This is a genomic window from Sphingomonas xinjiangensis, assembly GCF_014199255.1.
Taxonomy (GTDB): domain Bacteria; phylum Pseudomonadota; class Alphaproteobacteria; order Sphingomonadales; family Sphingomonadaceae; genus Sphingomonas; species Sphingomonas xinjiangensis.
The window spans coordinates 1-24,610 of sequence record NZ_JACIJF010000017.1 but is presented as its reverse complement, the minus strand read 5'-3'; the positions used below and the strand labels follow the sequence as shown (position 1 = coordinate 24,610).

The following is a 24,610-nucleotide window of genomic DNA, read 5'->3' as shown; positions in this document are numbered from 1 at the left end:
CTAAAGCGCTTCTGATTGAAGGAGGACGGACGGCCTATCCGCCTAGAAGCAGCGTCGGCTGCCGTCTCGCCCATCGTCTGAACCGCGCATCGACTATCAGAACGACCCACGCTATCCGGCTCGTCGACGTTGTGGGCTAAGCCGACTGCGTCGATTACTGAGAGACTAACGGTGACAGGGGGAACGCATGCGCATTGATCTTATTCCGGTCGGGAAGAGCCCTCCAGACGACCTGAACGTGATCATCGAAGTTCCGACTGGCGGTGAGCCGGTGAAGTACGAATTCGACAAGCCGAGCGGTGCGCTTTTCGTTGACAGGATTCTTCATACACCGATGCGCTACCCCGCCAATTACGGCTTCGTGCCTCACACGCTGTCGCCAGACGGCGACCCGCTTGACGCGCTGGTTATCGCGCGTTCGCCGTTCATCCCAGGATGCGTCGTGCGAGCACGGCCCATTGCGGTTCTAAATTTGGAAGATGAGGCTGGCGGTGACGAAAAGCTTATTTGCGTACCGGTTGATTCTGTCTTCCCTTACTACAAGAACGTCGACGGCCGGGCCGATGTGCCGGAGATTGTATTCGAGCAAGTCGAGCACTTCTTCACGCACTATAAGGACTTAGAAAAGAAAAAGTGGGTGCGTGTGGGCACTTGGGGCGACCGGGACGAGGCGCGGAGGATCACGCTTGAAGCAATAGCGCGTTACGACGAAGCGAAGCGGCAGGGCGAAGAGCCGCACGATTCACCTGAGGTCGCGGGACGCAAGTAGGTGGATAGTCACGACGTTGTATTTATTATGTAGAGATGTCAGCCGTGCCAGCGCTATTTCGCTGGCTCGGCGAAGTGAGTGCTATTGGTGTGAAGATGAGGTTGGCCTCGCCTAGGCGGCGAGTGCAGCTACACTGGGCCGCCATCCGGTTGCAGCGCGTCGCTGCGCAAGCGCCTGGCGTTCAGCGCCTGCCTCCGTCACGCTTTGCAACTCGTCTGCTGTGATTGGTGTTTCGAAGGTGCAGCCGAACCGGACGCCGCTCTGCCAAACAACCGCTGCAGATCTCGACTGCACTCGCGGCAATTCGACCCTGATAAGGTCTCCTGGTGTTAGCGGGGCGACCGAAATCATTCCAAAGCCAGCTTCGGAGATGTCCTCGAGCAGAACAATAGCCGATTGCACCGGTCCATCTGTGATCATCGTCTCAAGAGAGGACTCTTGCCGTTCTGCGATGCGCCGTTCGGAGTGCATCGTCACCACATGCTTCATGCTTAATCTCCTAGCGCTCGCCTAAATGCGTTAGCGTGAAGGTGGTTGATATTCCGTGAAACTCCTGACGCTAAAATGATTGAGGAAGGGCGTCGGCGTCAGTAAAGCGCCAAATGCTGCCTTTGGAGCAAGCCTTCTGGCCTCCCAAAACCGGTCATTCGTTAATATGAGTGTCTCCTCGGGCAGGAACGAATTCGAAATCGGCGGGTGGCCTCTCAATCAACTTCGGGTTGCAGGAGGGCGATAGCGCGCCAAGAGCTCACTTCGACAGGCGTTCTCGTAGAAGTGACCACCGGCGAGGCTGCCGCCGTTTGACGGCGATGGCCAGCGCCTTGCGTGAACCAACCAGCACCAGAAGCTTCTTGGCCCTTGTGACTGCCGTGTAGATGAGCTCGCGTCCGAGCATAGTGTAGGCTTGCGTTGTGAGCGGTACTACGACGGCCGGGTACTCCGAACCCTGCGACTTGTGGATGGTCGTGGCATAGGCGAGCTGCAAGGCATCCAGCTCTCCGAAGTCGAATGTAGCTTCTGTGTTGCCAAACATGGCCGAGAGCTCATTCTCAACATGGTCAACGCGGGTGACCACACCCAGATCGCCGTTGTAGATGTCTCTCTCGCGATCGTTGACGATGTGCATCACTTTGTCGCCAACACCGTACCGATGACCGAAGCGCTCGATCGACTTGTCAGTGGGCGGATTGAGAGATTGCTGAAGAAGGGTGTTCAGCGCTCGGGCTCCGGCGCCTCCGCGCTGCATGGGCCCGAGCACCTGCACCTCGCGGCTTGGATCAAGCTTGAAACGGCGTGGGATGTGCCGGGAGACCAGTTTGACCACCTTCTCGGCGACGTCACCGGGTTCATCAGCCTCGACGAAGAAGAAGTCGCCGTCTCCACGCGCGGTCAGATCCGGCATTTCGCCTGCGTTGATCTTATGAGCGTTGATGATGATCCGGCTTGTTGCGGCCTGTCGGAAAACCTCCGTCAGCCTGACCACCGGTACCGCGCCGCTCGCTATCACGTCCTTCAGCACCTGTCCGGGCCCGACGGATGGCAGCTGGTCGACATCACCTACCAACAGCAACGCCGCACGGGCCGGGAGCGCCTTCATCGTGGCGTACATCAGCATGACGTCGACCATGCTTGCCTCGTCGACCACCAACAGCTCACAATCGAGCGGGTTCTTCTCATCCCGTTTGAAGCCGCCTTCAGCGGGATCGCTCTCCAGAAGCCGATGAAGAGTGGTGGCCTCCATTCCACTCGTCTCCGAGAGCCGCTTGGCAGCTCGTCCGGTAGGCGCTCCCAGGGCGATTTGCACCCGCTTGGCAGCGAGTGCCTTCAGGATTGAATTCACCAGTGTGGTTTTGCCGACACCTGGGCCGCCGGTGATGACACAGACCTTCGAGGAAAGTGCCAGCTCGAGCGCTGCGCGCTGGCTAGCGGACAACTGGAGCCCCGTCTTGCGCTCGACCCAAGGGATTGCCCGTTCAGTATCGATGGCTGGCCATGGGAGAAGCCCGGCCCGCAACCTAGCAATCCGGTCGGCTATTGTTTGCTCCGCTCGGTACAACGCAGCGAGGAATATCACCTCTCGACCGTCTGTCTGTCCCGCCATGACTTCGCCGGCCGCCAGCTCATCTGAGAGCGCCTGACTAATCAACCGGGGTGGCACCTCGAGCAATTCTGCACCCGTGCGGACTAGATCATCTCGAGGAAGGCCGCAGTGGCCACCGTTCATTGCACTCGTAAGTGCGTGCGCCACGCCAGCTCGAACCCGACGAGGATCCTCCTTCCCGTAGCCGATGCTTGAGGCAATCGCGTCCGCCGTCTTGAAGCCGATGCCGTGGATGTCCCGAGCAAGCTGGTAGGGATCCGCCTTAATGGTGGCGATTGCCTGATCGCCATAGGTTTTGAAGATCCGGACGGCCCGGGCAGAGCTCACACCGTGGCTGTAGAGCCAGACGATGATCTCCCGGATCACGCGCTGATCACTCCAGCCCTTTATGATCTTCGCCTCACGACCCGGACCGATGCCCGTCACCTCCCGCAGTCGTTCCGGTTGCTTCTCGATGATGTCGAACACGTCCTGGCCGAAGGCTGCGACGAGTTTTGCCGCATACACAGGACCGATCCCCTTGATCATGCCGGACCCGAGGTACTTCTCAAGACCGCGAAGAGTGGTGGGCACGGTAGCCTCGACGCGGTCCGCCTTGAACTGAAGACCGTGATTACGATCATTCAGCCAGATGCCTAGTGCCTCGACGTATTCACCTGCGCCGATAGCCGCAGCGTGACCCGTCAACGTGACGAGATCCCGCTGTCCCCGTACTTTCAGCCGGAGGACGCAAAAACCCGTGTCGGGATTGTGGAACGTGACGCGTTCTACCGTGCCAGCTATATTCTCGCGAACAGGGCCTGAACCAGCTCCTGAGGCTCCTCTGGGCACTGCGTGGCCGGTCATAGCTTAAGGCCATTCGGAAAGAAGCGAGCGCTGATCGACCGTCGCGATGTAGCCAGGATCAGGCTGTGTGGTCATCTGTCGCCAGGGATACAAGGGATGGCGCCTTGCTCATAAGCAAGCACTTGTATCTCTTTTGGCATAGATCGAAGGTCGACAAGCACACCATTGATTTGCGCAAGCCAGATCAACGGATTTCCGTTGATGAGGCTAGGAAGAGTCCAGGCGGGATCCATAACCGTGATGCGAAGTGCTTCGGACACCACACGAGCCTTAGCACTGGCGGTACTTTGAGCGACACCGAACGCAGCACACAGGTCCGCCATAATCATGTAGGGCTGAGTAGCCTTGTCAGATAGGAAGTTCGTCTGGCCGAGCGCGTACACTATGGCGCATGCCCATGTGCGAGGCTTTCCTGACAATAGGGGGCTTGGTCTCTTGCGGCACAGCGCGGCCGCCATCCTTCGAGCCAACTCGCGGTAATCCTCATTCAGATACGCCACACGAAGGGCATCCGATATGTCGGTTATTGCTTCGAATGTTGGCAGCATGGCCTAGGGACAGACTGAGCGCGGTGGGGCAGTGGCATGCCAGACCTTACTCTTCCGCAGCCAGGTTCGTCGAGCGAGTCCGACGCCTCCCCAACCCAAGAGCTTTGTGTTGATCTATTCGATCTAGAAAGGATCGCACGTCGATCGCCAACCCTAGCCGCTAAGCAGCCGGCGCAGAGTTGGCCCACACACTCGGCGCCGCGGCCCTGTTTTCGCTTGGAAAGGGAATCCGGCGTCGAAACTCTTCGCTGAACACGCCGTCCACCCTGATGCTGAACGACATCTCGCCGCTGCTGTCTGCGCCGTGGAACTGGTTGACTGTATCGAACCACGCCGAGTGGCCGGCAACATAGGCGCGCTCACCCGTCGCGGGATCGAGCATGTAGAAGGGCTTGCTCAGATTGGTGCGAAACCAGATGAATTCGTGGCACAATTCAATGCTGTCATGATCCTTGTGCGCGGATACCGCGCGCCCGCGGGGATCGTACATGATCAGCATCCGACCCGTTGCGGCGAACGGCAGGGTCGCGATGAAGTCCATCAGCGGCGCGAACTCCGCCGCCTCGGGTGACGGCTCCCAAATCCCCGTACGATCGAGGTCGTAGTAGTTTTCCGGCGCCTGCGAGCGCGCCAGTTCGATCATGCGTGATCCGGGAAGGCTGGGCGCATCGGCATCAAGCAGGAACGGTCCGGTGTGAAATTGCCGGTCCTCTGCCTGGGCGAGCCGGTGGTGCAGTCGCGCAGTGATGAACCCGTCGAGCGCCTTCAAGCGATCAACGTCGATGAACGGATCGATGCTTTTGTAACTGGGAATACGGAATGTGGTCATGACCGCCGGTTTTACAGGCAATGATGGCGCGTAGCTATCGACGCCTTCGCTCTATTTATTCCCTCAACTTGACCAACGGTGAGACGAGATTATATAAATCTATAATAAGCAACCGCATCACGCGCCGCACGCTGCGCAACTCGCCTCCCGCTTTTGGGTTACCGGGCCGTCGGCTACAATTTTGGAAGATCGATGAAAATCTACGTGAGCGGGCTCTACGCCGGCGGCAATCCGCAGCCGGGTGTGGGGATCGTCCGATCGCTGCGGCAGGGGTATCCCAACGCGACCATTGTCGGCGTCGAATATTCGAACCGCGTGTCGGGCATCCATTTCGGGAAGCTCGACGAGTTGTGGATTCAGCGGCCGTGGAGCGAACTCGACCTCGACGCCTATGGCGAGAAGGTGCGCGAGGCGCTCGACGCTGGCGGGCTTTGGATTTCGGGCAGCGACCTCGAGGCGATGTGGTTGGCGAGCGTCTTTCCCGATGGCCACCCGAATCTGCTCGCCCCGCCGATGTCGGGCATCAAGCGCATCACCAAGCCCGTGGTCGAGGCCGCGTCCGGCCTGCCGATAAAGATCCCGACCTATCTGTCCACCGAGCATAGCGACTGGGATCTCCACGCTTTCTGCCGCGAGCATAACTGGCGGGTGTGGCTGAAGGGGCCGTATTACGACGCCTCGCGCACGCCGACGTGGGACACGTTCACCGCCGTCCGCAATGCGCTGAGCAAGGTGTGGTCGACCGAGAAGCTCTTCCTCCAGGCGCATGTCAGCGGTTACGAGGAATCGGTTATGCTGTCTGCCTTCCGGGGCGAGCTGCTGGGCGCGGTCAGCATGCGCAAGCGCGACATTACCACGGAGGGCAAGACCTGGGCCGGCGACGTTTCCGAAGTGCCTGCGTCGTTCATGGAGCCGCTGCGGCAGATGGTGCGCGACACCAACTGGACCGGCGGCGGCGAGCTCGAGATGGTGCGCGATGCGTCCGACCAGCTGTGGCTGATCGAGATGAACCCGCGCTTTCCCGCGTGGGTGCACGGCGCGACGATCGCCGGACACAACCTGCCGGCGCTCCTGGTGCAGGCGGCGACGCGGGTGGCCGCGCAGCCGGTCCCGGCCGTGGCATCCGAGTTCACGCGCATCGTCCTTGAAGTGCCGGTGCGCCCCGATTATCCGCTCCCGCCGCTGCCGGAACCCTTCGCGGGCGCGGTCGGCCATTCGATGAAGCATCCATCGGGCCTGACCTCGCTTGCCGCGCGGCTGCACGAGATCGATCCCCACATGCTCGACGTGGCGCTTGCCCCGGATGCCGCGGCGCCGCCGAGCGGGGTGGCCGAGCTTCCCGACACCTTCGTCGCGGACATTGCGGCGCAGGATTTCGACGCGATGCAGACGCCGCAGTACATCTACATGGACACGACAGCGACCAGCCTCTTCAAGCGTGCCGCTGACCGCGCACACAGCCTGAGTACCAACGGGGTCGAGGTCATCAGCGGCTATTCGATCAAGACGAACCCGGACAAGCGCCTCATCAAGCTGGCGCTCGACAACGGCTTCTACGCCGAGGCGATCAGCCTGGGCGAAGTTCAGTCGGCGCTTGAGGTCGGCTTCCGTCCCGATCAGGTGATCCTCAACGGCCCCGGCAAGTGGTGGCCCGAGGGGCTGATGCCGCGCGAGACGATGCACGCCGTGTTCTGCGACAGCATCGCGGACCTGGACCGAGTCGTTGCTGCGGTCGCTGCTGGCGACATGTCCGCCAAGCACATCGGGGTCCGCATCCGCACGCCGAACATAACCTCCCGCTTCGGCATTCCGCTCGACAGCCCGACCACCTTCGCCAAGCTCATCGCGGCGGTGAAGCGTCTGCCCAACGACAGCGCATTCGGCGTCCACTTTCACATGGCGAGCAGCCACGTCGGCGTCGCACAATGGTGGCATCTGTTCGAGTCGATGCTGCGCTGGTGCCAGTCGATCGAGAAGCTCAGCGGACGCACGATCGAGATGCTCGACATGGGCGGCGGATGGTACCCCGACGACTGGCACGAGGACCAAATCTCCAAGATCGCCCGCGCGGCCGAACGAGTGCGTACCATGCTCCTCGGTGTGCGGCAGATCGCGTCCGAGCCGGGTAAGGCGATGGCGCAGCCGTCCATGGCGCTGGCGATGCGCATCCTGGAAATTCAGGAGCATGAGGATGATTATATCGAGGCGGTGGTCGATGCGTCGATCGCCGAGATCCCGATGCACTTCTGGCAGCCGCACCGCATGGTCCGCCAATGCGCCGAAACCGGCGAATTGCAGCCGATCGGACGCGGCAAGACTCATTTGATGGGCCGTCTGTGCATGGAGCACGACATCATTGCGTCTAACGTTCAGCTTCCCGAAGGGACGCGCGCCGGCGACCTTCTGATCTTCTGCGATGCCGGCGGTTACGACAGGAGCATGTCCTATGTATTTGGCCGCGGATAAAACGAAGCCCGAGGGAGCCCAGCTCGAGGACGCTCATTGTGGCGACGACGTGGATCTTGCCGCGCCGACGACGGCGCCCGGCGGGAAGTGGCAGACCTTCCCCAACAGCCACATTTCGCACCACGGAGCGGCGTGCTGCGACATCGCGCACCAGTGGCTGATCGCCTTCGACTATGCGCAGCTGAATGGCGGCGACGTGCTGACCGGGCCGCGGTGGATGCGCGAGCAATCCGCCTGGGGTCCGACGGCATGGCCGATCCACTGGTGCGAGGCGGTCGGTGCCAAGACCGTCGACTGCGGCGTCCACGCGGCGATCGCGCACGAAGCTTTTGTCGCGCGCGGGGTCCGCGCCTTCCGCGCCCAGTTCATCCAGCGCTACAGCGCCGATGCCACGGCGTCATGGCGCCAAAACTGGGGCAAGGAGAGCGTGTCGGATCACTGGATCGACGGCGAGGCCATCTATCACGAAGGCAATGCGATTCTCATCGGTGACGACGAGGTCAAGCTGTGGGATGGGTCCGCCGGCTGGTGGATCAACCCGCGCGGCGATGCCGGCTACGGCAGCCTCGCCGCGGTTCGGATCGAGGCGCCGGACATAGACGGTTTCGCGGACGGGCTGCTTTGGGGCGAGCGCCGCATCATGCTCAACCAGTGGGTTGCAATGTGATCGAGGAGCCTTGGCTCGTCATTCCCGACGCGCCGGGCGAAGCGGATCGCGAGGCGATCCTCTCCGAGCTAATCTTGTTCAATCGCAGGCATGTCGATCCTGGGGCGACGGGTCCGCTCGCGGTCCTGCTCAAAGATGCGGACAGCAGCACGATCGGCGGCCTGTGGGGATCGACCCTCTTTGGCTGGCTGCATATCGAGCTGCTCTACGTACCCGAAGATCGGCGGGGTGGTTCGGTCGGCTCCATCATCCTCCGGCGGGCGGAAACGCTTGCCGCAAGCCGCGGCTGCATTGGCGCGTCGCTCGATACGTACAGCTTCCAGGCGCGGGGCTTCTACGAGAAACTGGGCTACTCCCTGGTCGGTTCTATCGCCGACTGTCCGCCGGGCGGAGCACGCCACTTTCTGCAAAAACGTTTTGATCGGGCGGCGTTAACCCGGCCGGGAGCAGCCATCGAGGCAAGTTGCTGCCCGACGCACGAGTAACTGCACCGGGCGCTTCAGAGCTTTCACAAGGGCGTTGTATGAGAGCCCACCAGTGGCCACCATCCGAACAGAAAGCCGGCCGGCAAGTTAGACCCACTGTTACCCACCGCAGCACCTCTCGATCACGAACACTGCCATACGTTAGTCGGAAGAGTTGCGGTAGGATGTTGGATGTTATGCCGCCGAGTGCAGTAGCGCTGGTGGGCCTGGCAGGACTCGAACCCGCAACCTAGCCGTTATGAGCGGCCAGCTCTAACCTTTGAGCTACAGGCCCCCAGCGCACACCGCGGTAGAGGAGGTGGAGGTCGTACGACAAGCGGTCTGTGACTACGAACTCACCGCGGCAGCTGAGCGCCAGTAGCGGCCTTTGCAGGCCCCTGTGACGATCCCGTTTTGTGCAATTTGTTCATCTTGCCTACGTGCCTGACGCCGCCTCGGTCCGCTCGGCAATCGCCGACGACAGGTGCCGCCATGCGGCAGGCCAGCTTCGCGGCAGCCAGGAAGGGCCACCTCCCCGCTTTTACGGGGCTGAGAGGCCGTAGCTGCTTAGTCGCGGCTGTACCGATCGATGAGCCCCGGTCCAAGCGCCGCCCTTACGCAGATCGGTTCTATCATTGCTGACCGTGCAAGCTATTGCGAGCGCATGAAGCTGCACGGATCGATACTCGACAATCTTGAAGGTCCCTTGGCAAGCGCACGTCGGTTACACGGGCACCCGGTCTACAAGGACACACTCTAATTCTGGGGTGAGTTGCTGCAGGAGGCGCACCGCGCTCGCCACGATTCTCCACCACAGCAGAAGGCCGCCATCGATGCTGCAATTGCGAAGCTCGGAGTCGAGCTTGCAACCCGTCCGAAATAATCGCCCGCGCCTTCAAGCTCGCGCCGGCTAGGCGCCAAGAGCTGCCGCTCCGAGCCCCTCCCCTGTTCCCCGTAAGCTGCCGTCCATTCAGGTTAGGGTTCGGCAGGTCAGACGTCGGTGTCTGGTGAAAGCGGAACGACGGCTCCTGGTGGGCAAGTCCTCCGAAGCAGCCCGTCGTTGACGTGCGCAATAAGCTAGAGGTTCTCGATCAGCGCTCGACCAGAATGCCGTTTCGGTATGCACCTTTCAGTTCGCCATAAGTGCTGCGATGCGCTCCTCCAGTTCGGCGCTTCTGAACGGCTTTGTAAGGCGCGGCAGGCCGGGAGCGATCCCCTCGACCTCTGCATACCCGGATACACAAGCACTGGCAGCTCGGGGAATCGCTCCCGGAGCGTCGAAGCCAACTCCACTCCATTCATGCCCGGCATAAGGTGATCCGTGACAAGGAGGTCGGGCCTGATGCCTTGCGCGATGAGCGCCAGTGCGGCTTCGCCTGAGTCAGCTTCCTGCACCTCGTAGCCGAACTCAACGAGCATATCCGCAGTGCTCGCTCGCACAACTTCCTCGTCATCGACCAGAAGCGCAAGTCCGCGCGCATCGCTGGTGAACACCCGGGCATCAGATGCTTTCTCGGTATCTGGAACCATCGTGCTGATGGGAAGCCACAGCTCGACGTTGGTGCCTACGCCTTCTCGGCTGTGTATGGTAAGTGCGCCGCCCAGCTGGGCAGCTAAGCCGTGTGCCATGGAGAGGCCGAGACCTGTGCCCTTGCCGATCCCCTTCGTGGAGAAGAATGGCTCGATAGCGCGGGCGAGCGTCGGCTCGTCCATGCCAACACCGGTGTCGGCCACCGAAAGCCGGACATCGTGCCCACGCTTGAGAGCGCCGCGCGGGCTGCGAACGCTTTCACGCGTTGCGGTGATCCGCAGTGTGCCGCCTTGCGGCATGGCGTCGCGCGCGTTTACCCCCAAGTTCAGCAGCGCCATTTCGAGTTGATTCGGATCTGCCTTGGCGGGCGGCAGGTCGTCCGCAACCTCGACGACCACCCGAACCTGAGGGCCCGTCGTGCTCGCGAGCAGATCGGCCATGCCGTCTACGAGTTTCACAACATCAACGGCAGCTGGTTGAAGGGGCTGTCGACGCGCAAAGGCGAGAAGGCGTTGGACCAACGTCCTCGCCCGATCTGCCGACTGGAGTGCACCTTCAATCAGGCGCTGCTCGCGCTCACCACCCAAGCCTTTGCGCTGAAGCAGGTCCAGCGAGCCGACGATCGGGGTCAGCAGGTTATTGAAGTCGTGCGCAACACCACCGGTCAGCTGGCCCATCGCCTCCATCTTTTGGCTTTGGCGCAGCGCTTCCTGTGCGTTCTCCAGTTCCTCAGCCGCTTCCTTCTCGGGCGTGACGTCACGGCCGACCGCATAGAAAACGTCGCCCTCGGGCACGAACGTCCAGGAAATCCAGCGCCATGAGCCATCGGCATGTGCAAGCCGATGCTCGAACCGCTCGACCGCTTCGCCACGGAGAAGTCGCCTTAGCGCGTCCTCCCCTGCTTTATGGTCGTCAGGGTGTATCTGCTCGCGGAAAGACAAGTTCAGCAGCGTGTCCATGTCCCGCCCCAAGGTGATTTCCCATGCCGGGTTTATGACCTTCGGGCGACCATCGAAGCCCAGGATGGCGAGGAGGTCGCCGCTCATCTCCCACACCCGGTTGCGCTCGGCTGTTCGCTCGGTGACTTCGAACTCAAGCCGCTCATTCAGCTCGCGCAGCCGAATTTCACTAGCCTTTCGCTCCGTGACATCGATGGCAGTTCCTATCACCCGGAAACAGGTGCCTTGGGCATTAAACAGGCCGCGCCCCTTTGCAGCGACCCAACGGATGATCCCGTCTTCCTTGCCAACCGTCCGATACTCGACGTCATAAAGCGCTCGAAGGTCGGGGTCGCTCGCGGCCTCATATGCCGCCCGCGTTCTCTCCCGATCCTCGGGATGCACTCCGTCGAGGAAGTCGTCCAAGGTGACCGGCACGTCAGGCGAGATGCCGAACATGGCCTTCACCCGAGGTGGCCAGAACATGCGGCCGGAGGCGTGGTCGACATCCCACTGGCCGATCTCGGCCACCTCGAGGGCAAGCCGTAGCTGCTCTTCGTTTAGCGCGAGCTTCTCCTCCGCCTCCCGCCGCTCATCGATGTCGATCACCGAGCCAACATAGCCGAGGAACTCTCCATCATCGCCGAAGCGCGGGCTCGCGGCATCTATCGCCCAGCGATAGGCGCCGGACGCGTGACGAAGACGATACTCAATGCGAAATGATGTCCGACCTGAATTCGCGTGCGTGAACGCGCGCTCGGCAAGCTCTCTGTCTTCCGGATGCGTCGCCTCCAGCCAACCATAACCTTCCGCCTCCGCGGCAGTCTGGCCGGTGAACTCGTACCACTGGCGATTCAGGTAGGTGCAACAGCCGGTGGGATCGGTGACCCACATCATGACCGGAGCGTGGTCGGCCATGTTGCGGAAGCGACCTTCGCTCTCCCGCAGCGCCGCCTCGCGTGCCTTGTCCTCGGTTAGATCACGCACTTCGATGATCGTGCCGACCGGCTGACCATCATCACCGGCAATGGGCGAAGCAGTAAAAGCGACAGGGTAGAAGTGCCCGTCTTTGTGAACGAAAACCTCTTCCCCCCGCATTCTTCCGCGTTCGGGAAAGGCTCGATCGATGGGGCAATCCTCGATCGGGTATGGTCTGCCATCAGGGTGTTGGTGGTGAACCACGTCGTGCAGAGGCCGGCCCATCGCTTCTTGCAGCCGATAGCCTGTGAGCTCCTCTGCCGCCTCGTTCATGAAGACGCAGTGCTGATGTTCGTCCATCAGGAAGATGGCCATTGCGGAGTTGCTCACGATAGCGTTCAGTCGCCGCTCAGTGGATTGCACCTGACCTACCCTTTGTTTCGCCTTGACTCGCGTGACCGCGTGCTGCGCTCGCGTCAATTACCTGGCAACAAACCCCCTCCCGTCAAGAATTTGCTGAACCAGCATCGCTACTATTCCACTGCGGATGCTTGCATCCATGTGACCAAAAGCGATGTATTCGCGCGATCCCCTCCCATCTGAGGGACACCATCAGCGGTGGGAATAGTCCGCGCAACGTTCGGCGACGATCGTGAAGATCATGTGCTCTGCACAGCCGACTTGGATGTCCGGTGATGGGGCGACAGCCGACAGGCTGCTTCTCGCTCCAGGAGCGGACCGGCGGCTTTCGGATGGGCTGGCGGTAGCCTGATCCTTAGCCAGTCGCGATCAAACGATCAGCAATGGGCGAACTTGCCGTCTGGCATCGTCCTGCGGCAGCAGGGCGCCAAGAGCTGCCGCTCCGAGCCCCGCCCCTGCTTCCCGTAAGCTGCCGTCCATTCAGGTTAAGGTTCGGCAGGTCAGACGTCGGTGTCTGGTGGATTGCAGACTGTCCGCTTTTGTGTGGCATTGGAGGATAGCTGCCGCTCCGAAAACAATGGTATCTCCGGAAAGTGAATGCATCTCGCTAGTCGCTGATACTGCCGGCGTGTAGCGGCGTTTGCCGGAGGTTTGTCATGCCGCTATCACTGGCTCTGCTTATATTCTCGTTGTCCAGCCCGCCGCAGAAGGTTGTGGAAGATCGGTGTGCAACGATGCAAGCTCGCCTAGACACGGCGACGGCAAAGCCTCCACCTCAGACTGAAATGTCGCACCTGTACTCTGGCATTGTAATTGTTACGGCCACACAGCCGTTCTGCATGGGGTGGACTGTCGTAACTGTGTTCCGAGATCAAGACTTCCATTGGGCGCTACGCAGGACGTCAGTTGGCCACGATCTTACCATAGCTCCGGACGAACACTGGGCCTACTCGACAGCTTGCCCAGCGATCATTGATTGGCTTGAGCGGCTCGAACGCTTGCCGATCCGCTTCGGCATTGGCCCTATTCGCCAGGCTCCGAAGTCCCGAAAATCAATTCGTGTACCGGTGTTGGACGGCACTGAATATACCGTGCGCGGCTATGGCTGGGTGACGCAGCCCAGCGGTGCTCCGGCGTCGCTCTCGTTGTCGAGCAACGATGGTGAGGTTGCCGCTTGGACGCGAGGCTTGCTGCAGGCGACGGTGCCGTGCTGGACGGCCGGCTAAAACGGCGAGTTGGGCGCAACGAGCGGAACGAACGGCGCATTTTGATGAGCTTGTTCGCTCGTCTGAATGTCGCAAATTGGGGCGACAGCCGCCCGTCCGCTCACAGGGTCCGCTTTGTCGACGGTGAATGGCAAGACCTGGGCTATTCTGTTGAAAAAGTCGGAGCGCGAAATCTTATTGCGTAAAGGCGCAGGGATAGAACCAGGTTCACGCCATCTTTGCATCGATCGTGCGCGCCAGAAGTATTCAGAGTTCAGATATTTCGCGATGTTCTGATGGGCCGACTTTTTCAACACAATAGGGCGTTACCGGCCCTCTGCTAATTGCCTTCCGCTTGGCCGATTGCGGGCCTCAATGGGCCTCTGCGGGCTCGCTTGGCTGCAGGTCGTGCCGGAGTACATCGAACAGATCCCGCGTGTCGAACCACCTCCCGCAGCTCATGCATCGCTCGAGGTGAGCGCACCGGTTAAGAAGGATTCGCGGCAATTCGGGTGCGTGATTGTAAGTCTCACGATTCAACATGGCCGATCCTGAACGCTACCGGTGCATGTGGGCTGCACCACACTCAATTATAGACAGGAAATTGGCGTAGGAACGCGAACAGCTACTCCTTATCCTCACTCTGACAGAGCACCTGCTTTTTCGACATCCCCCGACGGGGGCGAGCGCTAGGCGCGGGGTCGTGCGCTGATGATGTTCGACTTGTCCGCTTTGAGCGACGTCTGGAGCCACTCTCAATGTCCGGAAATGGAGCGAAGCGGAAGACGGCATGGTCCAGACCGGACGCTGCTGGACGCATACCATCGACCTACAGACCCCAGCGCGCGCGGCCGCTAAGAAGCGAAAGGCTGTGCCGCAGGGATTGCAAAACAATCGAGCCGCCGCACCAGCTAAGCGCCAAGAACTGCCTTTCCGAGTCCCTCACCTGCTTCCCAGAACCTGCCGTTTATTCAGCTTAGCTTATCCGCAGGTCTGAGGTCGATGTCTCGATGGGCCGCGGCCGGCCCGCTTAGACGCATTGACGTCGCAATAGCGGTGTTCACGCCCGCCAGTGCAAGTGGCTGAGTAGCTGAACATGCTTCTCATCGCCTCCACACAGGCTTGCACGCAGCATTATCCCAGCGTTCAAACATTTCGGCTATCCGACTACGATGCTTACCGTCGATCCAGATGAACCCGCCGAGCTAATTGAATCCATTCACCAACCGTGGAAAGCAACATTGGCCCAATGCCTGCACCGCTGGAGCGGACTAGACAAATTGTCACGCGCGCAAAGTTATCTCGTAATTCAGGGATGCATTGGAAATCGCCGCACGCTGAACGCTGCAGGGATCGCAGCTTCGGCGAACCGGGCAGCAGTTCCCTTCGATTGAAGAACCGTGCGAGACGCCGCGACTGGATGAATAACCCCGAATGCCCGCGCCTCATGGCGCGTTTCGCGACCTCCGATTTAGACGCGAGAAGCACGTCGTTTGTGCCAAGCAGCATGGCCGGGGAACGCTGGAATAGCTAGCTGGTTGTTGGTCGGTGATATCCGCAGTGAGCAGTTCCATGCAGCGCCGTCCACGCCAAACGATTGGGTTCGGGATGCTCTTCGCTGTCGTGAGTACGATTGGACTAGCGGGATGCATCAACCCGTCTGAGCAGATAGCGACTTCTCTGGCCCGCTACGGCTTAGATGAGCGTCAGGCAAGATGCGTCGGCGATCGGCTTGAGGCCAATCTTTCGATTAACCAGCTCCGGCAACTTGGGCGCGCAGCGAGCGAGATTAGCAAAACTGAGGCGGATCGTAGGAAGTTGACGATCGGTGATCTTATCGACGCCTCCTCGCAATTCGAAGATATCAAGGTGCCCATAGAGGTTGCGAAGGCCGCTGCTAGATGTGGCGTACTTACTGGCGTGTCCGCGACACTTCCCTCCAGCTGATGTATGTCCTCCTGGAGGACTTCGGGGTAGTTCAGGTCGATAACAGGGCTCCCGACCTTAACCTGGTTGGTCTGAGCGGCATCTTGTTGGACCGGTCGCGGTTGCCCTGTTCATCTCGGCCTGGCAGATCCTGACCGAGCAGCGCAACGCCTCGCGCGCTTCTCACCCCGCCGGGCGATGTCACGACGGAATAGCCGCTTCCAAGGCTGCGTTCGCAGACTCTTCGCCGTGGTCGAAGCTCTCGTTCTCGGAAGGTGCATGTCCTCTTAGGTCGCTGATGCCGCTGGCTTATACGCACGCAAACTTATGGATTTCGTAATCTTCCTTTCCAAGCCATCGTCCCGCGTCCCGAAGCTTCGGCTTCCGGGTGGGCGGGTCGGAATACTGCTCCGGTCGTCTTCGCCCCCCGGGGCGACCGAATGGTGCTCCGACCCCTCTGCTCGTCCGGACTGTGAGCGGTTGTAAGGTGGACAAATCAGTGGTGCCGCGTCCAGCCCTCAGCTGTTCCTTCAGGCTCGAGGTACAACGAATTGCCCAAGTCTAGGAGACGATCCTCGGCTCGATAATCGCAGACGGCGCCGAACACCGCAGTCGCTGGTGAGGCTCTACGGCCGATCATGAGTAACGCTGAAAATGCCGCCTACCGCTCCCAGGACACGTCTCACCTCGTCACACGCGATCGAGTAGTAAATCTTCTGACTGTCACGCCGCGCTACCACGACGCATTCTTTCCGCAGAAGGGCGAGTTGTTGAGAAACCGCAGCCTCTCTGAGGCCCGTTGCTGCAGCTATGCCTCCTACTGAAACCTCTCCATCCCAAAGGTGCCGAAGTATGAGCAGCCGGGTTCTACCAGATAGCAAGGTGAACAGCGCCTGTGCACTCGCGATTTCATCGACTTCGTTCTTGTTCATGTGCGGCGGTCAATAGCCTAGCCGACCGACAGGGGGCAATTGCGAGCTTCATAAGCATTCGGCTCTCCGCGTTCGAGGCGCAGTTCTTTAGCGGTTCCCAAGCCTGCTCCTTCATCTCCTGCGGTGCCGTTCCAACGGATCCGCGATCAGCGCGGAGAGCCCATCTCCTGCAATGTGTCTATGAGTGCTTGAGCCGCGAAGGGCTTCCGAAAGAACCGATCCGCCCCAGCAGCTTCAGCCTCCTCGGGACCTCCATGACCCGAAGCGACTATGATCTTTGTCGATGGCCATCGAAGCCGCACCAGGTTCGCGAGTTTCAACCCGTCCATCGAACCCGGCATGCGCACGTCGGTGAAGAGTATGTCCACCGGTCCAGTGCGCTCCAGGGCATCAAGCGCCTCGTCGGCATCCGCTGCCTCGACTGCCCGGAACCCTGCTTCCTCAACAAGCTCCATGGCGACCATGCGCACGAGCGTTTCATCTTCAACCACTAAGACTGTGCTCAATGCGGTTTCCTTTGCGCGGAAGCAGGTAGTCGGAAGGTCATCGGTTCGTTAACGTGTCCCACCTCAAGAGGCTCGCGCGGACTTTCGCTCAGGCGATAGCCAGAAGCGGACCGTGGTGAACGGCGAGCACGTATTTCGCGCATGCCGTTGCCCGTCGCGTCAGGTTCAAGCTGGTCTCAATGTCTCTGGCGTAAAGGCTGAGCGCTGCACGAGACGTGGGATCGTGAAGGTCTGCCGTGAGGCGCTGCACACGCTCCAGTTCGCGGGCTAAGTCGTTAGCATTATTCATTTTCGGCTCCGGCCCCCCGGAAGTAACTAACCTCTGATCAAGCGAGGTAAACAAAAGGTTAACAAGCAACGCCAGGCCTGTTGCTGATGTCAGACTGGATGAGCGCGGCGGCACCTCAGGCCTTTCAGCTGCGCGCTTAATTTCTTAGTTGGCCACGTCGGGTGGTGGAGCAACTCGCAAAGCAGAGCAGCTCGTCGACTGGAGGCCAAGGTAGGCGGCGGCGTCTGGCATCATTCTCCCTGCCGGGTTGTCGGAGGCCGTCGGCTGCACCGAAGTCGCATTTGGCCGTGCGCTATCCTTACGGACTGGCCTGCCGCAGGTCAGCGCCCGCCTTTGCGCGATACACTTGTACGTCTAGCGCTGCTCCAAGCAGGAAAGCATAGACGCTGAGCCAAAGCCATGTCAGCGCGACGATAATTGCACTAAGCGACCCATAGGTTGCGCCATAATCTGCGAAGTTCGCTACGTAGATGCTGAAGCCAGCACTCGCCAGCAGCCACACGGCCGTGGCGGTTACTGTTCCCGGGGTCGCCCAACGCAGACGCGCGCGTGGCCTGTAGGGACCAAATCGGAATAGGAGCGACGCGCCGGTGATCACCACCAGCGCCAGCAGCGCGTATGTTGCGACCCTTATCACGATCAGCGCCGCACCGGGATACCAAGGAACAAGTGCGCCAAGGAACGCAGTCAGTGCGCCTGCACCGATAGCAACAAACACCAAGAGGATGCCACCAAGCACGATGGCAAAGGAGGTCAGAGTCCAAACGATCAGGTTGCGCTTGTCTTTGACCTCATAGGCGACGTTAAGTGCCGTCATCATGGAGGTCGCCGCCTTGCTGCCGCCGTACAGTGCAATCAGCAACGCAACGAGCAAACCGATGCCTTTCTTGCCTTGGGATCCGGAGACCACCGTATCCAGCTGCTCACTGATAAGCGGGGCAACTTCCCTCGGTACGGTCGCGAACAGCCCGCGGATACTTTGCTGAACCGTCTGGGCATCGGCGAAGATGCCGTAGCTCAGGACGATCGCTGCTAAGATCGGAGCAATAGCCGCAATGATATAGAACGCGGCGCCGGCGGCGATCATCCCAAGGTTATCGTCATTCGAGGCAACCCAGGCGCGCTTGCTTGCACCCCACCAGTCCCTGCGGAAAGATCGCCAGAGATCAGTGGATGATAGATCAATCTTCATGAACTAGCCGAACGAAGCGGGTCGGCTGAAGGTCCTCACCATAATGCTAAACGGCCTAGCCAACTTGGCGCCCAAATCGCTTTGCCGCGCCGTCGACCCCGTCGGGATTTATTTCCTAGCCAACCTGTCGGTTAGCCGCCTCTTCGTCCACCCACTCCAATAAACAGGGGCGGCTGAGCCCGAGAGGACAAGCGTCCCGTATTCGCAGGTCTTTGGGTTTAGCCCTTCCACAATGAAAAATGGATGGAGGGCGACAAAGCCATGTGCGTATGCGCCATCGGACCATGGCAATATCGGGGTGTCATCCGGCGGGCCAAATCTATCTCGATCGATCGCATCCATGCCCTGTTCTACTTGCGAACCCGTGCGATGTCAGCTTCCGGGCTAAACCGCCTGTGGAATGAGCGGCAACATCTGGGGCGCTTGCGGACAGGCGGTTTTGAGAAACGGCGGCCTACGTCGGACGCTCCTCTCAACTCGCGGCTCGCGCCTTCGCAAACAGCTGGCTGAAGTCCCTCTTATCGATTGCGCCCACCACAAGAAGCGGGCCGGCGATGAATCCCGGGGTGCCAGATAATCCGATACGAAAGGCCTGCTTGGTATTGGCTTCGAGACGAGCCGCAATCTTCGATCCGTTGGACTTGAGATACTCCTGAGCGCGCCCCCATTCGCCGCCGGCCTCCGTAAGAGCCTCACGGAGCACGGCCTCGTCGATGCTCCGATTGTCCGTCATCAAACGATGATGAACTTCAACATAGATCCCCTGCTCCGCACTCGCGAGGGCTACACTCGCGGCACGCTCTGAGATCGGACCGAAAATGGGCCAATCCTTGTAGATGACCTGCACGTCACCGTCGTCACGTACCGCTTCCTCCATTGCGGGGTAGGCCTGCCGACAAGCAGGGCAACGGTAATCGGTGAATACAGCGAGACGCAAGGAGGCGCTGGCAGGACCCGAGGTCGGCGATGCACCACCTTTCAAGATTTCAAGCAATGCATCAGAGCCGCTAACGTCACGCCCGATTGGTGCCGTTCGCCTCAGGACCTGTCCGATTGCCCAGCCGCCGCAGAGTACGGCACCGAGCTGTATCGCGTGTCGACGGTTGAGCGATGCTTTGGCTCTCATGTCGTGCTTCATCGCAGGTGAGCAGATGTCTGCAAATAGGCGGAAGCGGAAGAGCAGCTTTTAGGAAGGAACGGCCCTGACCGGACGCCTTCCGTCATTCGCGTGCGGGAAGGGATCCAAGGTCAACCTGCTGCCCGCGCTTGGCGATGCAAGTTCCGGGGCGTCAGCGACACCTTTGAGGCGCTGGATGACGCCGAGCGCGCGTGGCTGCGCCAATGAGGATCATGCTCGCGGACGAGCGCCGGGCGCCGCTCGGCGAGCTTGTGCGGACCTATGGCAACACGTCCGAGCTGTCGCGCGTCCTCGGGCGCAGCGCCGGATACCGACGCCCCCTCGCGAACCGAGGCTTGAGGAACCGCAGCTAGCGGAACTGCCGCAGCTGGTGCTGCCCTTGAAGCAAAGCAGCAAGACCACGACTTGGCCGTACTCACACAGCGTGAGTACGCACATGTCCGATAGCCAGCGCCGGTTCGCCAACCTGACCCACGACGATGTTCAGGCCGTCACCGCACAGGCCCAGCAGACCATTGCCGCGATGAACGCTACGGCCAATCAGGGGGCTACAACCGACGCCTCTTAACCTAATCGAATGGAAAACAGGTGGCGCCACGTGAGGCGCCGCCTCATTGTTCAACCGCGCACGATCAACTCGCCGTCCCGCTGCCCAGCGCCGACGCTGTGCCACGACGATGGGACTTAATGACAACCGGGGCGTTGATGGGCGGGATGCGGCCGTAAGCAACACGGTGGGCGCCCAACATCATCGGCGTTCGCGACACAGGAGACAGGACCATGGTTCGTAAAGCTTTCACTTTGCTGCTCGTTGCCGGCAGCGTCATGGTGGCCGCCTGCAACACTATCGACGGCGCTGGTAAGGACGTGGAGTCCGTTGGGGAGACGGTGGCAAACACCGTCGACTGAAGCACCCCCGCTCGGCCGCCGGAGCAGCCTGCGGACGTGTTCCTAAAAACTACTTGGCCTGGTGTGTTAGGCCCGCCATACAGATAATGGGTTTCCAAACGCCCATCTGACTAAAGGTCGAGCCGCGTTCATCCCTTTCGTGGCTCGCCTCGCCGGTCTCAAGACGAGACACATACTCCGAAATAACTAACCGTCGTTATGGCAGCGAAACCGCCTGTCGAAGCATTGTAGGCTCGGCTTTCCCGGGGCGCCCTCCTGGAAAAGCCTGGTTACTTGGCGGGCCGCGCAGACCTACGAAGCCGCGCGGCCCGCCGCTTTCAGTCGGCCGGCTCGAAACAAGTCTGCAACGCGGCAGTGTCAATGGGCTCACGCCACGCTGTGATCCCTCTCCGCGCGGTGATGAAAAGCTCCTGCGCTCGGCCGATCTCGTGTTGGTCGAGCGCTTTTTGTTGAGCTGCCTTGTGCAGGTTTGAGCGCGGCGGCGGGGCTTTTGTGGCATCTTGGTCGCATCAAAATCTGCCCGACAGACACGCGAGCTACAGGCTCCCAGCGCCCGCCCCCTAGAGGAGCCGGAGGCCGTCCGAGCAAGGGCCTCCAAACGTCGAATCGACTGCGGCAACTGAGCGCTAGTAGCTGCCGTTCCGAGCCCCTCCCCTACTCCCCACAACCTGTCATTCACTCAGCTTCGCTTGTGGCAGTACAAGCGTCCGCGCAGGGCCGTCGGAAGCCTAAGGAGTTGAAGCCGAGCCACCAACATGTGGAGGGTGAACTAGAGGGTGCAGCCTAACGGCGCGCCCAGGAGACGTCGCGAGAGAGAGCTGTCGACCTAGTGCGCGAGGAGCATCCCTAAGTTCTATTCTGATCGCGGGAAGCCACCGCCACCAGGTTTACAAAGCCGGTAGCGGCGTCGATGAGCTTCGGCATGCGAGAAGATGATCACGCCAAGGCGCTTTTGGTAGCGAACACACACGTTCCGGCCCCCGGATCAGAGTTGGCTCCGTATCTACTTCGCGCTCTGGGAGGCGCGCTGATCCTTCTGATCTGCTTCAGCTTCTTGAAGCTCTATACGCCTCAGAGCTTAGCGTTCGTTATCTGCCTCGTAGCAGCCGGTGTCGTGACATGGATTGATCACCATCTCTGGGATCGAAAGCATGAGAACTGCTACCAGGCGGAACTGAGGTCGCGAAAAGCGCGAGCACTTCATGAAGGGCAGTAGCCGCGCTTAGTTGCTGCCTTTCCGACCGGCTGACCAGCTCCCTTGCACCTGCCTCAGGTTCGTGTTCGAAATGGGGGTAGCGGGCCCGAAAGCCTCTGGCTTTGTCAGCGATGTAAGCTATCGCGCTCAGCATGGAGCTTCACGGATCGATCGTCGAGAATCTTGATGGCGCCGCGGCAAGCGCACGGCGCCTCCGAGGCCATCCGGTGTACAAGGACACTTTGTTATTCTGGGGCGAGCTGCTGCAGGAGGCTCGGCGAGTGCGTCAAACGGCCTCAGACCAGCAGTTGGCAGCGCTCGATATGGCGATCACGAACCTTGAGAGCGAGCTCGCTGATCGGGCTGCGTAGCGGACCCACCTCGCCATGGGATCTTTCGGGATCTCAAATCCGCGACCTGAACGTCCATGTTTGGGCGGAAGCTGACAGGCCGCTTTCGGGGTCCGCTTTGCCGATTAGAAACGGCTGAGATTAGCGGAGGCTGGTCGATGTCACGCTTCCAACCTGCGGCCTACAATCCCGAAGGCGTGAAGCTATAGACACTGGCGAGTAGTATCGCGCCGAACAGCATCGCGAGCACGCTGGACAAATCCAGCGCGGCCCAGATCCACCGTCTGGCTCTCAGATCAATCAGAGAGGCGCGACATGTAGCAACGAGACCGGCCAGCATGAGCAGCGAAAGGAGGTAAGCAGGAACCATCCGGTAAGGATGCCAACGTCACTGGTCGTCGGCAAGCGGGGGCGGCCGACATCCGAGAGGAGCCGGCGAAGGTCGGATGATGGGCGTGAGCCGACAGGCCGCTTTCGGCGTCCTCTTTGCCGCTGTGAGCGTCGCTAAACGGCGGCGAGCAGTACGACAGCTCCTAGGCGAAGGTTCTGGAACCCAGACGATGTCCCTGATAGCCTCTCTCGATGCATCCCGCTCGAGCCTGCATTGCAGCGATACTCGTGACCTTGGTTGCGGCAGCACCGCGTGTACCAGTCACGGCGCAACAACAGCCCGCATTTTCGGACGTTCAACTGACCCCGCCCTTTGACAACGCCCCAGTACCCGATCCGTCTTCGATGCTGGGCTACAAGTTTGCCCAACTTGCCTCGATTGATCCTAACCGACCTCTCGCACAGGACATGCACAATCAGACACTAAGCTTGTTTGGAAGAGAGGATTTGATCTCACGCACCAGCCCTGATTACAAATCGAACTACTGCGGCACATTGGCCAATTCCGGTGACGTTTTCTCAGAAATCGTGAGCCGCGCTCGAAGAACATCGATTGTGGTTATCAATGAGAGCCACCAGCGCTCCGAGCATCGGGGCTTCACCGCAGAAGTCGCCAAACGCTTGCGCCCACTCGGCTATGACATTCTAGCCTTAGAAACGCTGTCGAACCCTTCACCCGGGATCCCAGCTCAATACCTTCCCAGCTTTCTCAAGCAGCCAAGTCTGCCTTATCTCATCGACGAAGATGGCTTCTATCTCTCAGAGGCCGGCTTTGGCAGGCTCGGGCGGCTAGCGAAAGCCTTGGGCTATCGGCTCACTCCTTATGAATACAACGACGAGGGTCGGTCGCGGTCCTTACCGGTAGCCGAGCAGATTGCCCTTCGTGAGGAAGGGCAGGCAAACAGCCTGGCGGCGTTCCTGCGGAGTAATCCCGCCGCCAAGCTGCTGATCCATGTCGGCTACTCGCATGCGGGAGAAGTCGCGCAGAGTGACGGGAGTAGGTGGATGGCTGCGCGGCTGAAAGAGAAGACGGGCATCGATCCGCTGACCATTTCTCAAACGACCTGCCGGGGTGGCCACGACAGGCTTGGCCTGTCAGTGCCGCCTGCGGGTGAGCCAGCGGGAATGTTCGACCTGATCGTCGATCATCCGGAGCCTCACTTCGAGCGGCACCGGCCGAAGTGGCGAACGTGGTTGGGCGACCAAGCCGTGAGTATCCCAAAGGCCCTGCGCCCCGCAGTTGGCTGGCGCGTTATCGAGGCGCGTCCGGTCAGCGAAACCAGCGTGTCCGTCCCGATGGACCGGGTCGCTATCCGCCCCGGCGAAGATGTTGCGCTGATGCTGCCACCCGGCCGTTACAAGCTGCGGATCATAGATGTTGTAGCTCTCAAAAAGACGTCCTGAACTCCAATCAAGGAAGCGAGCGTTGCTCACCATAGGTTGGAACGTCCCCAGCTTTCGCGGTTCAGTGCCACTTCAACGGGCGACTGCTTTCGAGATCGGCGGTCAGCCGCGTAGATGTCTGCTATTGGGGCGTAAGCCGCTGAAGCAGCTAGTACGATGGTCCTCTAGTGAGTGCTTCGATTAACCAGCCCAAGAATACAATAAGTGCGCCGCCCCACGCAGCGATAAACCAGTTGTGACGCCGGACATCGCGATAGGTCTGCACGAGGCAGTAGCCCAGGAACGGGAGCAGCATCAGAACGGTAATGGTCTGCATAATGCCTCCGCGATTGGGCTTGTGCGAATAGACTACGGCGATTGTCAGCGAGAAAACGGTTCAAGCCGCCAACTCGCAGCATGAACGGATGGCTGCTTCTGGGACTGGGTTCGATCGCTCCATACGGCAACAACTGGGCGGAAGCGGAACGGCTGCTTCTCTATCGCGGCCTGAGTCAACAGGCGAAGGCTACTCTCCGCTGCCGCAAGGGCACCGGTGTGGTGGATTGGGAAGCGACAATACATTACTGGCTTCTGCCCAGCTTTAGATCGCCACACGGGGTTCGTGCTTCTCTCCGGGGTCGGCACGTAGCCGCCCCATGATGGGGTAAGACAAAGTAGCGTGGATCAATCTTTTGGAC

At 60.4% G+C, this 24,610-nt stretch carries 17 protein-coding genes and 1 tRNA gene; 8 read left to right on the top strand and 10 right to left on the bottom strand.

The window, feature by feature from the left end:
• Window positions 1–187: 187 nt before the first annotated feature.
• On the top strand, window positions 188–769 hold the full coding sequence (gene ppa / locus FHT02_RS17830; protein ID WP_184090902.1) for an inorganic diphosphatase: 582 nt from the start codon (window positions 188–190) through the stop codon (window positions 767–769).
• Between the two features lie 111 nt (window positions 770–880).
• Here the strand turns inward: ppa and FHT02_RS17825 are convergent, their stop codons facing one another.
• From FHT02_RS17825 to FHT02_RS17810, 4 genes are all read right to left on the bottom strand, one after another.
• Window positions 881–1,258, bottom strand: a complete 378-nt coding sequence (locus tag FHT02_RS17825) for a hypothetical protein (RefSeq protein WP_184090900.1) — start codon at window positions 1,256–1,258, stop codon at window positions 881–883.
• Between the two features lie 259 nt (window positions 1,259–1,517).
• Window positions 1,518–3,716: an SF1B family DNA helicase RecD2 gene (gene recD2 / locus FHT02_RS17820; protein WP_184090898.1), complete on the bottom strand. Its 2,199-nt coding sequence runs from the start codon at window positions 3,714–3,716 to the stop codon at window positions 1,518–1,520.
• A gap of 71 nt (window positions 3,717–3,787) precedes the next feature.
• The gene (locus tag FHT02_RS17815; protein WP_184090896.1) at window positions 3,788–4,264 is read right to left on the bottom strand and encodes a DUF6398 domain-containing protein; all 477 of its coding nucleotides are present in this window, start codon (window positions 4,262–4,264) and stop codon (window positions 3,788–3,790) included.
• 160 nt (window positions 4,265–4,424) lie between these two features.
• A complete protein-coding gene (locus FHT02_RS17810) occupies window positions 4,425–5,114 on the bottom strand; it encodes a hypothetical protein (protein WP_184090894.1) in 690 nt (229 codons plus the stop codon).
• Window positions 5,115–5,285: 171 nt separating this feature from the next.
• Here FHT02_RS17810 and FHT02_RS17805 point away from each other — a divergent pair, with 171 nt between their 5' ends.
• From FHT02_RS17805 to FHT02_RS17795, 3 genes are read left to right on the top strand one after another with little or no spacing between them, the layout of a single operon-like run.
• A complete protein-coding gene (locus FHT02_RS17805) occupies window positions 5,286–7,559 on the top strand; it encodes an ATP-grasp domain-containing protein (protein ID WP_184090892.1) in 2,274 nt (757 codons plus the stop codon).
• Window positions 7,540–8,226, top strand: a complete 687-nt coding sequence (locus tag FHT02_RS17800; RefSeq protein WP_184090890.1) for a hypothetical protein — start codon at window positions 7,540–7,542, stop codon at window positions 8,224–8,226. The genes FHT02_RS17805 and FHT02_RS17800 overlap by 20 nt, the downstream gene beginning before the upstream one ends.
• On the top strand, window positions 8,223–8,711 hold the full coding sequence (locus FHT02_RS17795; RefSeq protein ID WP_343056989.1) for a GNAT family N-acetyltransferase: 489 nt from the start codon (window positions 8,223–8,225) through the stop codon (window positions 8,709–8,711). The genes FHT02_RS17800 and FHT02_RS17795 overlap by 4 nt, the downstream gene beginning before the upstream one ends.
• Before the next feature lie 198 nt (window positions 8,712–8,909).
• On the opposite strand, the gene FHT02_RS17790 is transcribed toward FHT02_RS17795, so the two are convergent.
• A tRNA-Ile gene (locus tag FHT02_RS17790) sits at window positions 8,910–8,985 on the bottom strand.
• Between the two features lie 782 nt (window positions 8,986–9,767).
• Window positions 9,768–12,437: a hybrid sensor histidine kinase/response regulator gene (locus FHT02_RS21370; protein WP_425506458.1), complete on the bottom strand. Its 2,670-nt coding sequence runs from the start codon at window positions 12,435–12,437 to the stop codon at window positions 9,768–9,770.
• 1,127 nt (window positions 12,438–13,564) lie between these two features.
• On the opposite strand from FHT02_RS21370, the gene FHT02_RS17770 reads away from it, so the two are divergent.
• Window positions 13,565–13,723 (top strand): hypothetical protein, encoded by a 159-nt coding sequence (locus FHT02_RS17770; protein ID WP_184090888.1) that lies wholly within the window; start codon window positions 13,565–13,567, stop codon window positions 13,721–13,723.
• 2,531 nt (window positions 13,724–16,254) lie between these two features.
• Here FHT02_RS17770 and FHT02_RS17765 read toward each other — a convergent pair.
• The 4 genes from FHT02_RS17765 to FHT02_RS17750 all read right to left on the bottom strand — a co-directional run bounded on the left by FHT02_RS17765 (window position 16,255) and on the right by FHT02_RS17750 (window position 19,685).
• Window positions 16,255–16,560 carry an ArsR/SmtB family transcription factor gene (locus tag FHT02_RS17765; protein ID WP_184090886.1) on the bottom strand — a complete coding sequence of 102 codons (306 nt, stop codon included), beginning with the start codon at window positions 16,558–16,560 and terminating at the stop codon, window positions 16,255–16,257.
• Between the two features lie 146 nt (window positions 16,561–16,706).
• Complete coding sequence (locus FHT02_RS17760) at window positions 16,707–17,066, bottom strand: response regulator (protein WP_221239551.1); 360 nt, start codon at window positions 17,064–17,066, stop codon at window positions 16,707–16,709.
• 587 nt (window positions 17,067–17,653) lie between these two features.
• A complete protein-coding gene (locus FHT02_RS17755; RefSeq protein WP_184090884.1) occupies window positions 17,654–18,547 on the bottom strand; it encodes a YihY/virulence factor BrkB family protein in 894 nt (297 codons plus the stop codon).
• Window positions 18,548–19,019: 472 nt separating this feature from the next.
• Window positions 19,020–19,685: a DsbA family protein gene (locus tag FHT02_RS17750; protein WP_246352506.1), complete on the bottom strand. Its 666-nt coding sequence runs from the start codon at window positions 19,683–19,685 to the stop codon at window positions 19,020–19,022.
• A gap of 436 nt (window positions 19,686–20,121) precedes the next feature.
• Here FHT02_RS17750 and FHT02_RS21965 point away from each other — a divergent pair, with 436 nt between their 5' ends.
• The 3 genes from FHT02_RS21965 (at window position 20,122) to FHT02_RS17740 (ending at window position 23,933) form a co-directional block, all read left to right on the top strand.
• Window positions 20,122–20,253, top strand: a complete 132-nt coding sequence (locus FHT02_RS21965; RefSeq protein ID WP_281393277.1) for a hypothetical protein — start codon at window positions 20,122–20,124, stop codon at window positions 20,251–20,253.
• A 212-nt stretch (window positions 20,254–20,465) separates the two neighbouring features.
• On the top strand, window positions 20,466–20,594 hold the full coding sequence (locus tag FHT02_RS17745; RefSeq protein WP_184090882.1) for an entericidin A/B family lipoprotein: 129 nt from the start codon (window positions 20,466–20,468) through the stop codon (window positions 20,592–20,594).
• A 2,280-nt stretch (window positions 20,595–22,874) separates the two neighbouring features.
• Complete coding sequence (locus FHT02_RS17740) at window positions 22,875–23,933, top strand: hypothetical protein (protein WP_184090880.1); 1,059 nt, start codon at window positions 22,875–22,877, stop codon at window positions 23,931–23,933.
• Window positions 23,934–24,610: the final 677 nt, after the last annotated feature.

Excerpts from the sequence above, each read along its gene's own strand:
- FHT02_RS17745 (WP_184090882.1), top strand. The coding sequence starts at position 20,466 with ATGGTTCGTAAAGCTTTCACTTTGCTGCTCGTTGCCGGCAGCGTCATG.
- FHT02_RS17815 (WP_184090896.1), bottom strand. The coding sequence starts at position 4,264 with ATGCTGCCAACATTCGAAGCAATAACCGACATATCGGATGCCCTTCGT.
- FHT02_RS17765 (WP_184090886.1), bottom strand. The coding sequence starts at position 16,560 with ATGAACAAGAACGAAGTCGATGAAATCGCGAGTGCACAGGCGCTGTTC.
- FHT02_RS17755 (WP_184090884.1), bottom strand. The coding sequence starts at position 18,547 with ATGAAGATTGATCTATCATCCACTGATCTCTGGCGATCTTTCCGCAGG.
- FHT02_RS17800 (WP_184090890.1), top strand. The coding sequence starts at position 7,540 with ATGTATTTGGCCGCGGATAAAACGAAGCCCGAGGGAGCCCAGCTCGAG.
- FHT02_RS17740 (WP_184090880.1), top strand. The coding sequence starts at position 22,875 with ATGCTGGGCTACAAGTTTGCCCAACTTGCCTCGATTGATCCTAACCGA.
- ppa (WP_184090902.1), top strand. The coding sequence starts at position 188 with ATGCGCATTGATCTTATTCCGGTCGGGAAGAGCCCTCCAGACGACCTG.
- recD2 (WP_184090898.1), bottom strand. The coding sequence starts at position 3,716 with ATGACCGGCCACGCAGTGCCCAGAGGAGCCTCAGGAGCTGGTTCAGGC.
- FHT02_RS17750 (WP_246352506.1), bottom strand. The coding sequence starts at position 19,685 with ATGAAGCACGACATGAGAGCCAAAGCATCGCTCAACCGTCGACACGCG.
- FHT02_RS21965 (WP_281393277.1), top strand. The coding sequence starts at position 20,122 with ATGTCCGATAGCCAGCGCCGGTTCGCCAACCTGACCCACGACGATGTT.
- FHT02_RS17825 (WP_184090900.1), bottom strand. The coding sequence starts at position 1,258 with ATGAAGCATGTGGTGACGATGCACTCCGAACGGCGCATCGCAGAACGG.
- FHT02_RS21370 (WP_425506458.1), bottom strand. The coding sequence starts at position 12,437 with ATGGACGAACATCAGCACTGCGTCTTCATGAACGAGGCGGCAGAGGAG.
- FHT02_RS17805 (WP_184090892.1), top strand. The coding sequence starts at position 5,286 with ATGAAAATCTACGTGAGCGGGCTCTACGCCGGCGGCAATCCGCAGCCG.